This is a genomic window from Methylorubrum populi, assembly GCA_036946625.1.
Taxonomy (GTDB): Bacteria; Pseudomonadota; Alphaproteobacteria; order Rhizobiales; family Beijerinckiaceae; genus Methylobacterium; species Methylobacterium populi_C.
The window spans coordinates 960,825-973,482 of sequence record JAQIIU010000002.1 but is presented as its reverse complement, the minus strand read 5'-3'; the positions used below and the strand labels follow the sequence as shown (position 1 = coordinate 973,482).

Here is a 12,658-nt window from a genome sequence, read left to right as displayed (position 1 = left end):
AGGCCGGATGCTGTCCACGATCATTATCACCAATAGACAACATCATCCAGGGAAACGATGGGAGCAACCGGCGCTCGTCGCACGCCGTTATCGGCCGGTCGGTCCGAACAGCTCGTCGAACAGGTCGGCGAACCAGCGCTCGAACACCTCGATCTCGGCCTCGGTGACCGGCACGCGCTCGGGCCAATCGTCGGTGACCAGCCACTTTTTCCCGGCTGCGCGAGGCGAACCCGCCCGCGGGTCAGGTTCGACGGTGTAATAGTCGTAGAGATCGTCGGGCAGGATGCCGGCGGCATCGCCTGCGCGGCGGGTGGAGCGAGGGTAACGGTCGGGCACGGAGGTTGATGAAGTATCCTGTGGTTCGTCGCGGCGCGGTCCCCCCCCCCGCGATCCTGCCGCCTCGTTCCTCGCGGTGAAGTGGGCATCGTGCGATACCTCGATCGCGTCAGCCGATTGCAGCGCCGGACGTGCCACCGGCCCGCCGCGCCTTCGCAAACGCGCGATCGGTCGCCATGAACCGCTCCAGCATCGGTGCGATCAGCCGCGTGGGCTCGGCCGCCGGCTGGCCGGTATCGCGTGCGAGCACGTCGGCATAGGCGGTCAGGTCGCGGTGCAGGTCCGCCGGCAGTTCCAGCGTGACCTTCACGGGCTTGTCGTCGGCGATCGGGCCGAGCTTCAGCTTGGTCATGGGGCGGCTCCATAGGGTTCGAGGATCAAATCCCGCCCGACGATCACGCGGACCGGAAAGCCCGGCCGGATGGTCAGCGTCGGCGCAATGTCGAGCTGGCGGCCGACCACCTGCCGGCCGGTCTGTGAGATGCCGTCCGACGCGCCTTGACGCAGCGCCCGGACGAGATCGCCCTGCTCGCCGGAGCTGCCGGCCTGTGCGCCGACCGACAGCAGCGTCGAAAGGCCGGCGGCTTTGGCCAGATCCCACCAGTGATGGTCGACGCCGTCCTCCAGCCCGGCATAGCCTTGCGCGTCGGCACCGGGCTGGCGCTCCAGCACGATCGAGCGGCCGTTGGGGAAGATAAGGCGGGTCCAGGCGAGCAGAACGCGCCGCTGGCCGAAACCGACACCGCTGTCGTACTGGCCGATCAGCCGCGTACCCTGCGGGATCAGCAGCAGGCGTCCGGTCGGGCTGTCGTAGACGTTCTCGGTCACCTGCGCGACGATCTGGCCGGGCAGGTCCGAGCGGATACCGGTGATGAGCGCGGCGGGGATCATCGCCCCGGTCTGGACGACATAGGGCGATGGGGGCGGCGAGACGCGATCGGGGGCGACGGTGCGCCGATCGACTGGCTGGTTGAGGAAGGCGAGCTGCCGGTCCTGAGCCGAGGGCGTGCCGGTCTGGCCGGGTGGTCCCATGCCAGCGAGGTTCGGCATCCCGTCGCCCGGTCCGCTGTCGCTCGTCGTCCCAGTGGCCGCACCGGACTGGAAGAACACACGGCTGGTGCGTGCCGCCTCCAGTTCCTGCCGACGCCGTTCCAGTTCCTGGCGACGGCGCTCGGCCTCGGGATCGGGCGCGGCGGGTCCAGCAGGCGCGTCTATGCCCGGTGTGGGAACCGGCTGGCCGCGGTTCTGCGCGTCGAGGATGGGGCGGCCGAGATCGCCGGGGAGCGGCGGGCCGAGCACCGGGCCGGTGTAGTCCTTCGGCAGCGCGTTGAGGCCGTCCGGGGTCGAGCGGCCATCGGTGGCGTAGACCTCCTCAGCCGGTTTGCCGCCCTGCTGAACCTGGAGCGCGTAGATCAGCGCACCGCCGAGACCGACACCGGCGACGCTGCCGAGCACCGCCAGCGCCTTGCGCGACAGGCGGGTGACGCGCGGCGGCTCGGGTCGCAGCCGCATCGGCGCGACCGGCTCGCCGGTCAGCTGTCGGGCGTCGTCGTCGGCGTCCGGCTGGCTCGGTGCGTTCTGCTGGGGATCGATGCCGCTCATGACGAAGGCCTTCCATCGGTACGGAGGATGCGGACGGTCTGCTGGCGGTCGCCCTTGCCGAGTCGCAGCTCAGCCGCGCCGAACAGGCGGTCGACGATCAGGATGTTGCCGTGGACGCGGCTGTTGACGATCTCCGGCTCGCCATCGCGGCCGACGACGAAGATCGGCGGCATCTCGCCCTGAACGATACCGCGCGGGAACTCGACGTAGACGCGGCGCCCGTCGTCGTAGACCGACATGGGCCGCCACGGCGGCGCGTCGCCGGTCAGGGCGTAGCGATAGGTTCGCTCGACGGCTGCCGGGATGACCGGCGTCGCCGATGACACCGGCTGCTGCGACGGCGGCGGGGCCGGATAGCTCCACGCGACGGAGGGCATGTAGGGCCGCTCGCCCGCGTGCAGCTCGATCAGGTAAAGCCGGCGGTCGGTGGTGATGACGAGGTTGGTGGCTAGATCGGCCCGCGTCGGCTTGACGAGGACGTGGACGCGGCGGGTGTCGCCCGATCCGCTCTCGGTGTCGCCGATGATCCAGCGCGCGGTGTCGCCGGCCGCGATCGGGCCGGCGCCGGTGAGGCTCTCGCCGGGTTCGAGCGCGATGTCGGTGATCTGTCCGACCGCGGCATAGACCTGGTAGAGCGCGCCTTCCGACCACGGATAGACCTGGATGGCGTTGTAATAGCCTTCGCGGCGGGGCTGGATGCGGGCGGCGGCGTTGGCGTTCTCGACGCGGGCGGTCGAGGTGCCGGCAGGCGAACCGCCCCGCGCCGGCGTCCACGGCGGGGGGACGTGCAGCGGTCTGGGCCGCGATGGTGCGGCGACCACCGGAACGGGCGGCAGCGGCGGCACCTCGGCATCGTAGGTGATCTCGGGCGGCTTCTGCGTCGTGGCGCAACCGGCGAGCATGGTCGCGGCGAGCAGCACGGCAGGAGCAGCGATCGTGCGGAGAGGCGCGCTCATTGCCCCAGCTCCTTCGACCAGTTGATGGCGTTGACGTAGATGCCGAGCGGGTTCTTGCGCAGCGCCTCGGCGTCGCGCGGCGGCTGGACGACGACGGTGAGGATCGCGGTCCAGCGCGATGTCTCGGCCAAGCTGCCGTCTTGATAACGCCGCTCGATCCACGCGACGCGGAAGCTGTCGGGCGAGGCGCGGATGACCGACGACACGTCGATGGCGACCTGCTGCTTGCCGACCTTGGCGAACGGGTCGTTGGCGCGGGCATAGTCGTTGAGCGCCTGCGCGCCCTGTGCGGTGGTGAAGTCGTAGGCGCGCAGCCAGTTCTGCCGCACGACGATCGCGTCGGCCGGGATGCTGCGGACCTCCTCGACGAAACGCGCGAGGTGGAACGCGATCTGCGGATCGGTCGGGCGATAGCCGGCGGTCGCCGGCTCCACCGCCTGTGCCTGTCCCAGCCGGTCGACCTGCACCACCCACGGCACGATCGAGCCGCTCGCCGACTGCCAAACCAGCGCAGCCGACAGCCCGGCGGAGAGTGCCAGCGAGCCGAACGCCATCAGCCGCCAGTTCCTCGCCTGCACGCGGGCGGAGCCGATGCGGTCGTCCCAGACTTGGCTCGCGCGCTGGTACGGGGTCTCGGGTTGCGGAGTCTTGCCGTAATGCGCGGCGGGTCGTTTGAAGATGCTCATGGGCGGTCGCCTTGGTCGAGGGAGATGGAAGAGCCGCCGCCATGCGCGTCGCCGGATCGCACGGCGTGCGCTGCGGCCTGGACGCCGTGGGTGAGCTGCTGAGAGCGCTTCATGCGCTTGGCCCATGCGGGCGGCCCGCCGGGGGCGGACGCTGCTGCGGGAGCCGGGCCGTCACCATCCGGCGCGGCATCGCCGCTGACGGCGCGACTGCCGGCTTGGAAGCTGGAGCGGAGGCTTTCGGCCGCACGACCGGCGCCCCGCTTCAGCGGCGAGACCGCCGCCTTTCCGCCCGCGCTGGCGATGTTGCCGAGACCGGAGGCGACGCCGGTGATGCCGGACTGTCCGGCGGCACCGGCCTGATAGGCGGTGGACGCGCCACCGGCGAGCGCGGCTCCACCGCGCGCGGCGGCAGCGGCTCCGCCTGCCAGCGCAGCACCGCCCGAGGCGACGGCGCCAATGGCGGCACCGCCGGCGGCGACCATGCCGCCGGCTGCCAAGCCTGTCCCGATCGCTGCGCCCGCGCCGAGCTGGGGGCCGCCGGAGACGAGGCCGTTGGCGATGCCGGGACCGAAGATGCCGAGGCCGAGCAGCGACAGCGCGGCGAGCACGATCGCCATCGCGTCGTCGATCGTCGGCGTCCGGCCGCCGAAGCCGGCGGTGAACTGCGAGAACAAGGTCGAGCCGATCCCGACGATGACGGCGAGCACCAGCACCTTGATGCCGGACGAGATGACGTTGCCGAGCACGCGCTCGGCCATGAAGGCGGTCTTGCCGAACAGGCCGAAGGGGATGAGCACGAAGCCGGCGAGCGTCGTCAGCTTGAACTCGATCAGCGTGACGAAGAGCTGGACGGCGAGGATGAAGAAAGCGAGCAGGATCAGCGCCCAGGCGAAGAGCAGGCAGGCGATCTGGATGAAGTTCTCGAAGAACGACCAGTAGCCCATCAGGCCGGAGATCGAGTCGAGCAGCGGACGCCCCGCGTCGAGGCCGGTCTGCGCGACCTTGCCCGGACGCATCAGGTCGGCGGCGGAGAAGCCGGTGCCCGAGGCCTTCAGCCCGAGGCCGGCGAAGCTGTCGAAGACGATCCGGGCTAGGTTGTTCCAGTTGCCGATGATGTACGCGAACACGCCGACGAACAGTGTCTTCTTGATGAGCCGCGCGATGATGTCGTCGTCGGCGCCCCACGACCAGAACAGCGCGGCCAGCGTCACGTCGATGACGATCAGCGTGGTCGCGATGAAGGCGACCTCGCCCGACAGCAGGCCGAAACCGCTGTCGATGTAGCGGGTGAAGACGCCGAGGAAGCTGTCGATGACGCCGGTGCCGCCCATCGTCAGTCTGCTCCAGAAGTGGGCGACGTGCCAAGAAAGCGGGCGCGGTTATCGGCCCACGTCTTCAGGCATCCGGGGTCGCGCGTCGCCGCCTCACCCATGAGCCGGCAGCGCGCCAAGGCCTCGCGCAACGGGTCAACCGGCCCGGTCGACACCTCGACCGTGACCGGCACGACCGGCTTCTCCTCGCGCGTCATCTCGATCGCGGCGGCGGTGATGGCGATGCCGGCGAACATCGCCGCACCGATCCGGGCGAGCGTCTTCCCCTCCATGACGTGCCTCAGTTGCCGGGGTTGAACATGCGGGCGTTGCCGGGCTGGTAGCCGGTGCCCGGCGCGAGGAAGCGGCGGCGCTGCTCGCGACCCTGCTCGGCCGCCGCGGCGCGCTCGGCGTCGGACAGCGCCTGCGCGCGGCCGTTCGCCGCCATCATCGCGGTGAGGTCGGCGAGCTGCTGCGCCTGGAGCGCGAGGAGCTGGTTGCCGGCCTGCGTCGCCTGAAGCGCGCCGGTCGCGCCCTGGCTGCGGGTGACGAGGTTCGCCATCTCCGCGCGGTTGCTGTCGATGTTGCCGACGACGCCGGCCTGGACGCGCATGGCGTCCTGCAACCCGCCGACCGTGTTCTGCCAGCGGCTCCGCGCATCGGTCACGAGCTGCCGGTCGGACGCCGACATCGACACGTTGCCGTACTGGCGCTGGAACGCCTGGTCGATCGACCGCACGTCGAAGGCGATGTTCTGCGCCTGCTGGAGCAGCGCCTGCGTCCGGCGGACGTTCTGCTGGAGCTGCTGAAGCGAGGAGTACGGCAGGCTGGCGAGGTTGCGCGCCTGGTTGACCAGCATCGTCGCCTCGTTCTGGAGCGAGGTGATCTGCTGGTTGACCTGCTGGAGCGTGCGCGCCGCTTGGAGAACGTTCTGCGCGTAGTTGGACGGATCGAACACGGTCCACTGTGCCGCGGCGGGCGTTGCCAGCATCGATGAGAGGGCGAGCGGCACGGACAGGATGGTTGCGGCGACGAGCGCCGCGCGCGGACGGCGCAGGGTCATGATGGTGTCTCCAGGTTGGTGAGGTCGGGAATGAGGTCGGCGGCCCAGCCGACGCCACGGTGGCGCAGCCATTCGGCGAGGAAGCCTGCGCGGCCGTGCTCGGCGAGGATCGCGGCGATGGCTTGCTGGTCGGTGCGCGAGGAGGCGGCGCATAGCGCCAGCGCCACGTCGGACAGCCCCAGCTCGAACAGCCGGTTACCGCGGCGCGACTGGCAGTAATAGTCGCGCTTGGGTGTCGCCCGTGCGAGGATTTCGATCTGACGGTCGTTCAGCCCGAACCGCCGGTAGATGGCGGTGATCTGCGGCTCGATCGCGCGTTCGTTCGGCAAGAGCAGCCGGGTCTGGCAGCTCTCGATGATCGCGGGGGCGATGGCCGATCCGTCGATGTCGCTCAGCGACTGCGTAGCGAACACCACGCTGGCGTTCTTCTTGCGCAGCGTCTTGAGCCACTCGCGGAGTTGCCCGGCGAACCCTTCGTCGTCGAGCGCCAGCCAGCCTTCGTCGACGATGATGAGCGTCGGCGATCCGTCGAGCCGATCCTCGATGCGATGAAAGAGATAGGCGAGCACGGCGGGAGCCGCGTCGGCGCCGATCAGCCCCTCGGTCTCGAATGCCTGGACGCTCGCGCTGCCGAGATGCTCGGCTTCTGCGTCGAGCAGCCGGCCCCACGCGCCGCCGACGCAATAGGGCCGCAGCGCCTGCTTGAGGTCGTTCGACTGGAGCAGCACGGCGAGGCCGGTGATCGTCCGTTCCTCGACCGGCGCCGATGCCAGCGACGACAGCGCCGTCCAAATGTGCTCCTTCACCTCCGGCGTGATCGGCACGCCTTCGCGCGTCAGGATCGCGACGAGCCAGTCGGCCGCCCAGGCGCGCTTTGCGGTCTGTTCGATGCGCGCGAGGGGCTGGAGCGACACGCTGGCGTCGCTGCCCTCGGTCAGCCCGCCGCCGAGATCGTGCCAGTCGCCACCCATCGCCAGCGCGGCAGCACGGATGCTCCCACCGAAATCGAAGGCGAACACCTGTGCGCCTGCATACCGGCGGAACTGCAACGCCATGAGCGCGAGCAGCACCGACTTGCCAGCGCCGGTCGGGCCGACGACGAGCGTGTGGCCGACGTCACCGACGTGGAGCGACAGCCGGAACGGGGTCGAGCCTTCGGTCCGGCCGTAGAGCAAGGGCGGCGCGTCGAAATGCTCGTCCCGCTCCGGTCCCGCCCATACCGCCGACAGCGGGATCATGTGCGCGAGGTTGAGCGTCGAGACTGGCGGCTGCCGGACGTTGGCGTAGACGTGCCCGGGCAGGCTGCCGAGCCAGGCATCCACCGCGTTGATCGTCTCGGCCATCGCGGTGAAGTCGCGACCCTGCACGACCTTCTCGACCAGCCGCAGCTTCTCGTCGGCCACGCGCGGGTCGGCGTCCCAGACTGTGATGGTCGCGGTGACGTAGGCGATGCCGGCGTAATCGGCGCCGAGTTCCTGAAGGGCGAGGTCAGCGTCCGCCGCCTTGTTCGAGGCATCGGTGTCGACCAGCACCGATTGCTCGTTGGTCATCACCTCCTTGAGGATGGCGGCGACCGACTTGCGCTTGGCGAACCACTGCCGCCTGATCTTCGTCAGCAGCCTGGTCGCGTCGGTCTTGTCGAGCAGGATCGCGCGGGTGGACCAGCGATACGGGAAGGCCAGCCGGTTCAGTTCGTCGAGCAGTCCGGGTGTCGTCGCGGTCGGGAAGCCGGTGATGGTGAGGACGCGCAGATGCGCAGTGCCTAGCATCGGCTCCAGCCCGCCGGTGAGCGGCTGGTCGGCGAGCAGCGCGTCGAGATACATCGGCGTCTCGGGCACGCGGACGCGGTGCCGGTGCGTCGACACGCAGGCGTGGAGGTAGGTGAGCGTCTCCGCGTCATCCAGCCAGCGGCACGCCGGCATGAAGGTCTCGACCAGCCGCAGCACGCGGTCGGTGCGGTCGACGAACCCGGCGACCACCTCGTGCGGGTCGATGCCCGCGCGTTCACGGCCTTCGTAGAGCCAGCCTTCGGCGCGCGCCGCATCCTCGGCGGGCGGCAGGAAGGTGAAGGTCAGGAAGTAGCTGGACTCGAAATGGCTGCCGGCCTCCTCGAAGTTCGCCTTGCGCTCGGCCTCGACCAGCGCGGACGCGGGATCGGGGAAGAGGCTGGCCGGATAGGTCGCTGCGGGATGGCGCTGCGCCTCGACGAAGATCGCCCAGCCGCTCCCCAGCCGGCGGAAGGCGTTGTTGAGCCGACCGGCGACAGCGACCAGCTCGGCGGGCACGGCGCTGTCGAGGTCGGGACCGCGAAACCGCGCGGTGCGCTGGAAGCTGCCGTCCTTGTTGAGGACGACACCGAAGCCGACCAGCGCCGCCCACGGCAGGAAGTCGGCGAGACGCGTGGCGGTGCGGCGATATTCGGTGAGGAGCATCATGGTGGTGCGCCCTCAGACCGACAGGTGGCCGGGGATGCGCAGATGGCGGCGCACGACATCGACGAACATCGGGTCGCGCTTCGCCGCCCACATCGCGGCGACATGCCCGACCGCCCAAACGGCGAGGCCGACCAGCCACAGCCGCAACCCGAGGCCGAGCGCCGCCGCCAGCGTGCCGTTGAGGATGGCGAGACCGCGCGGCGCGCCGCCGAGCAGGATATGCTCAGTCAGCGCGCGGTGGACGGGTACGGCGAAGCCCGGCACCTCGCCGGCAGGATCGCCGGCCATCAGACCAGCGCTCCGCCGCCGAACGAGAAGAACGACAGGAAGAAGCTCGACGCCGCGAACGCGATCGACAGGCCGAACACGATCTGGATGAGACGGCGGAAGCCGCCGGACGTGTCGCCGAATGCCAGCGCGAGACCCGTCGAGATGATGACGATGACCGCGACGATCTTGGCGACCGGACCTTCGATCGACTTCAGGATCGACTGGAGCGGCGCTTCCCACGGCATCGACGAGCCGGAGGCGTGGGCGGCGGGCGCGGTCATCAGTGTGATGACGGCGACGGCCACCGCGGTCTCGAAGCGGTGGCGGGCAAGGCTAAGGCGAGAGGTCATGGTCGGTCTCCTGTGCTGGTGAGGGTAAGCGAGGCCGCCGGTTGATCGGCGATGACGACGCGGTAGTCGCCGTCGGAGCCGAGCCCTTCGACGCGGGCGAGCTCAGTGAGGCGGCGCTTCGAACCACGTCCGGCGAGGACGGCGACGAGGTCGATCGTCTCGGCGATCAGCGCGCGGGGCACGGTGACGACGGCTTCCTGGATGAGCTGCTCCATCCGCCGCAGCGCGCCGATGGCGCTGCCGGCGTGGATCGTGCCGATGCCGCCGGGATGGCCGGTGCCCCATGCCTTGAGGAGGGCGAGCGCCTCGGGGCCGCGCACCTCGCCGATCGGGATGCGGTCGGGGCGCAGGCGCAAGCTGGAGCGGACGAGATCGGAGAGCGATGCGACCCCGTCCTTCGTGCGCATGGCGACGAGATTGGGCGCGGCGCATTGCAGCTCGCGCGTGTCCTCGATGATAACGACGCGGTCGGCGGACTTCGCGACCTCGGCCAGCAGCGCGTTGGTCAGCGTGGTCTTGCCGGTCGAAGTGCCGCCCGCCACGAGGATGTTGGCACGGAACGCGACGCCCTCGCGCAGCACCTCGGCCTGCGCGGCGGACATGATGCCGGCCGCGACATAGTCGTCGAGCGTGAAGACGGCGACCGCAGGCTTGCGGATGGCGAAGGCCGGCGCGGCGACGACGGGCGGCAGCAGTCCCTCGAACCGCTCCCCCGTCTCGGGCAGCTCGGCCGAGACACGCGGCGCGCCGGCATGGACCTCCGCGCCGACATGGTGGGCGACGAGGCGGACGATGCGTTCGCCATCGGCCGGCGACAACCGCTCGCCTGTGTTGGCCATCCCCTCGGACAGCCGGTCGATCCAGATGCGCCCGTCCGGGTTCAGCATCACCTCGACGACGGCGGGGTCTTCCAGAAGCCGGGCGATGGCTGGGCCGAGCGCCGTGCGCAGCATCCGCGCGCCGCGTGCCAGACCTTCCGGATTGTGCTGCGTCCCCGCCATTCGATCCCCGTGTCAGCCGGGGCAGCATCAGCGGTCCCGAACGGGGTCGAGTAAGAGAGCCTGAAACTTGGCCGTTTCAACAGGTATCGAACGCCGTGCGGGCATGGCGAAGAAACGGCGGTAATCGGCGGGAACGATCGTGCTCCGGTGTGCGGTGCAGTTCGGTATCTACTCGGTAGCGGTGCCGTCGCGACGCGAGTCGACGTCGCGCGACAGCTCCTTCAGGAACCGATCGCCGGTCGCCAGCCGCCGGCCGAGCGTTTGCAGGAAGCCCTCGAACCGCTCGCTGCCCTTCGCCCGCGCTGATGCCTGCGCGCTGTCGGGCAGCGGCGGGGTGACGGTCAGCCAGAAGCGGATGAACAGCGACAGCGTCTCGCCGACGATGGCGAGGTCTTCGTCCATGCCGTCGATCTGGCGACCGATCCGGTCCATGCGGCGCGCGAACACCGCCTCCAGCCGTTCCGATGCGTCTGCCGACAGGAAGGAGGCGACGGCGGCTTCGACGACGGCTGACTTCGATACGTTGCGGCGGAGTGCCATCGCCTCGACCTTCTTCAGCAAGTCCGGGTCGAAGTAGACGTTCATGCGGGTCTTGGTCGGCATGGCCGTTCCTCCTCAAAGCTCGACGCCATCGGCCGGGTCCATCGACGCCTGCCGCGCGACCGACGTGATCTGGCTGCGCGGACTGCGCGCCTTGGCGGCGTCCACGTCCGGGTCGTCGTCGAGCACGTCGAACTCGTTGACGGCCGGGCGCTCCGGCGGAGCGATCTCCTCCTGCTCCGGCAATTCCGGCTCGCGGCGGATGCCGGCATTGGCCGGATCGGTGGTGCTGCCATCGGCACTGCTCTCCACCGATCCTGTTGCGGGCGTCGGGATCGCCAGCGCCGACCAGTCGTCTGCCGGTGCCGCCGCCGGGCGCTTCGGTTCCGCCGGCTTGGGCGGGGGCAGCAACCGTTCGCGAAACCGGGCATCCTCGTAGTAGCGCGCCTTCTTCGCCCGGATCGGCGGCACGCCCGCGACCAGCAGCAGCTCGTCCGCGGGCGGAAGCTGCATCACCTCGCCGGGCGTTAGCAGTGGTCGCGCCGTCTCCTGCCGGGACACCATGAGATGTCCCAGCCACGGCGACAGCCGGTGGCCGGCGTAGTTCGTGGAGTCGCGCATCTCGGTCGCGGTGCCGAGCGCGTCGGATACGCGCTTGGCGGTGCGCTCGTCGTTCGTGGCGAAGGCGACGCGGACGTGGCAGTTGTCGAGCACGCTGTTGTTCGCGCCGTAGGCCTTCTCGATCTGGTTGAGGCTCTGCGCGATCAGGAAGCTCTTGATGCCGTAACCCGCCATGAAGGCCAGCGCGCTCTCGAAGAAGTCGAGCCGGCCGAGCGCCGGAAACTCGTCGAGCATCAGCAGCAGGCGGTGGCGCTTGGCCGCTCCGTTCAGCTCCTCGGTCAGCCGCCGGCCGACCTGATTGAGGATCAGGCGGATCAGCGGCTTCGTGCGGGCGATGTCGGACGGCGGCACGACGAGGTAGAGGCTGACCGGGCGCTTGCCCGCCACTAGATCGGCGATGCGCCAGTCACACCGCGCCGTTACCTTCGCCACCACCGGATCGCGGTAGAGGCCGAGGAACGACATGGCGGTCGACAGCACCCCCGAGCGCTCGTTGTCGGACTTGTTCAGCAGCTCGCGTGCCGACGAGGCGATGACCGGATGGACGCCGGCTTCGCCGAGGTGCGGTGTCGACATCATCGCGCGCAGCGTCGCCTCGACCGGGCGCTTCGGGTCGGAGAGAAAGCTGGCGACGCCGGCCAGCGTCTTGTCGGGCTCGGCATAGAGAACTTGGAGGATCGCCCCGACCAGCAGCGAGTGGCTGGTCTTTTCCCAATGGTTACGCTTGTCGAGCGCGCCTTCGGGATCGACGAGGATGTCGGCGATGTTCTGGACGTCGCGGACCTCCATGTCGCCGCGGCGCACCTCCAGCAGCGGGTTGTAGGCCGAGGACGCCGCGTCGGTGGGATCGAACAGCAGCACGCGGCCATGCTGTGCGCGGAAGCCGGCGGTCAGCGTCCAGTTCTCACCCTTGATGTCGTGGACGATGACGCTGCCCGGCCAGGTCAACAGCGTCGGCACGACGAGGCCGACGCCCTTGCCGCTACGGGTCGGCGCGAAGCACAGGACATGCTCGGGGCCGTCGTGACGAAGATAGTCCCTGTCGAGTCGCCCCAGCAGCACGCCGTCCGAGCCGAGCAGCCCCGCCGCCTTCACCTCCTCTGGGGATGCCCAACGCGCGGAGCCGTAGGTGGCGACGTTCTTCGCCTCCTTCGCCCGCCACATCGACAGGCCGATCGCCACCGCGATCGAGACGAAGCCGCCAGACGCGGCGATGAGCGCACCTTCGACGAAGATCGCGGGCGCATAGGCGTCGTAGAAGTACCACCACCAGAAGAAGAGCGGCGGATGATAGACCTGCCAGCCTGCCACTTCGAACCACGGCGTTCCGAGCTGGGGCTGGAAACCGAGGCGCCAAGCGGTCCATTGCGTCGCCCCCCAAGTGGTGGCGACCACGATCGCGAGAACGAGGGCGACCTGCCCCCAGAGTATCTGGCCTCCGCGCATACCGGCTCCGTCGAAAGGGAGCCGATCAGAGAATGCACGTCT

The 12,658-nt window shown here is 69.8% G+C and carries 14 protein-coding genes; all 14 read right to left on the bottom strand.

The window, feature by feature from the left end:
* Nucleotides 1-87: 87 nt before the first annotated feature.
* Entirely contained in the window at nucleotides 88-285 is a 198-nt protein-coding gene (locus PGN25_06630; GenBank protein ID MEH3117276.1) for a hypothetical protein, read from the bottom strand.
* Nucleotides 286-445: 160 nt separating this feature from the next.
* A complete protein-coding gene (locus tag PGN25_06625) occupies nucleotides 446-688 on the bottom strand; it encodes a DUF2274 domain-containing protein (protein MEH3117275.1) in 243 nt (80 codons plus the stop codon).
* On the bottom strand, nucleotides 685-1,938 hold the full coding sequence (locus tag PGN25_06620) for a TrbI/VirB10 family protein (GenBank protein MEH3117274.1): 1,254 nt from the start codon (nucleotides 1,936-1,938) through the stop codon (nucleotides 685-687). The genes PGN25_06625 and PGN25_06620 overlap by 4 nt, the downstream gene beginning before the upstream one ends.
* Nucleotides 1,935-2,894, bottom strand: a complete 960-nt coding sequence (gene trbG, locus PGN25_06615; GenBank protein MEH3117273.1) for a P-type conjugative transfer protein TrbG — start codon at nucleotides 2,892-2,894, stop codon at nucleotides 1,935-1,937. Before trbG ends, PGN25_06620 begins: the two co-directional genes overlap by 4 nt.
* Nucleotides 2,891-3,574, bottom strand: a complete 684-nt coding sequence (gene trbF, locus PGN25_06610; protein MEH3117272.1) for a conjugal transfer protein TrbF — start codon at nucleotides 3,572-3,574, stop codon at nucleotides 2,891-2,893. Before trbF ends, trbG begins: the two co-directional genes overlap by 4 nt.
* Before the next feature lie 2 nt (nucleotides 3,575-3,576).
* Nucleotides 3,577-4,911, bottom strand: coding sequence for a P-type conjugative transfer protein TrbL (trbL, locus tag PGN25_06605; protein ID MEH3117271.1), 1,335 nt, complete (start codon nucleotides 4,909-4,911; stop codon nucleotides 3,577-3,579).
* Nucleotides 4,912-4,913: 2 nt separating this feature from the next.
* Complete coding sequence (gene trbK-alt, locus PGN25_06600; protein MEH3117270.1) at nucleotides 4,914-5,183, bottom strand: putative entry exclusion protein TrbK-alt; 270 nt, start codon at nucleotides 5,181-5,183, stop codon at nucleotides 4,914-4,916.
* A gap of 8 nt (nucleotides 5,184-5,191) precedes the next feature.
* Entirely contained in the window at nucleotides 5,192-5,953 is a 762-nt protein-coding gene (gene trbJ, locus PGN25_06595) for a P-type conjugative transfer protein TrbJ (GenBank protein ID MEH3117269.1), read from the bottom strand.
* Nucleotides 5,950-8,388, bottom strand: coding sequence for a conjugal transfer protein TrbE (gene trbE, locus PGN25_06590; GenBank protein ID MEH3117268.1), 2,439 nt, complete (start codon nucleotides 8,386-8,388; stop codon nucleotides 5,950-5,952). Before trbE ends, trbJ begins: the two co-directional genes overlap by 4 nt.
* Nucleotides 8,389-8,400: 12 nt before the next feature.
* Nucleotides 8,401-8,676 (bottom strand): VirB3 family type IV secretion system protein, encoded by a 276-nt coding sequence (locus tag PGN25_06585; protein ID MEH3117267.1) that lies wholly within the window; start codon nucleotides 8,674-8,676, stop codon nucleotides 8,401-8,403.
* Entirely contained in the window at nucleotides 8,676-9,008 is a 333-nt protein-coding gene (locus PGN25_06580; GenBank protein MEH3117266.1) for a TrbC/VirB2 family protein, read from the bottom strand. Before PGN25_06580 ends, PGN25_06585 begins: the two co-directional genes overlap by 1 nt.
* Nucleotides 9,005-10,009 carry a P-type conjugative transfer ATPase TrbB gene (trbB, locus tag PGN25_06575; protein ID MEH3117265.1) on the bottom strand — a complete coding sequence of 335 codons (1,005 nt, stop codon included), beginning with the start codon at nucleotides 10,007-10,009 and terminating at the stop codon, nucleotides 9,005-9,007. Before trbB ends, PGN25_06580 begins: the two co-directional genes overlap by 4 nt.
* A 168-nt stretch (nucleotides 10,010-10,177) precedes the next feature.
* A complete protein-coding gene (locus PGN25_06570) occupies nucleotides 10,178-10,612 on the bottom strand; it encodes a ribbon-helix-helix domain-containing protein (GenBank protein MEH3117264.1) in 435 nt (144 codons plus the stop codon).
* A 12-nt stretch (nucleotides 10,613-10,624) separates the two neighbouring features.
* The gene (locus PGN25_06565; GenBank protein MEH3117263.1) at nucleotides 10,625-12,616 is read right to left on the bottom strand and encodes a conjugal transfer protein TraG; all 1,992 of its coding nucleotides are present in this window, start codon (nucleotides 12,614-12,616) and stop codon (nucleotides 10,625-10,627) included.
* Nucleotides 12,617-12,658 lie beyond the last annotated feature (42 nt).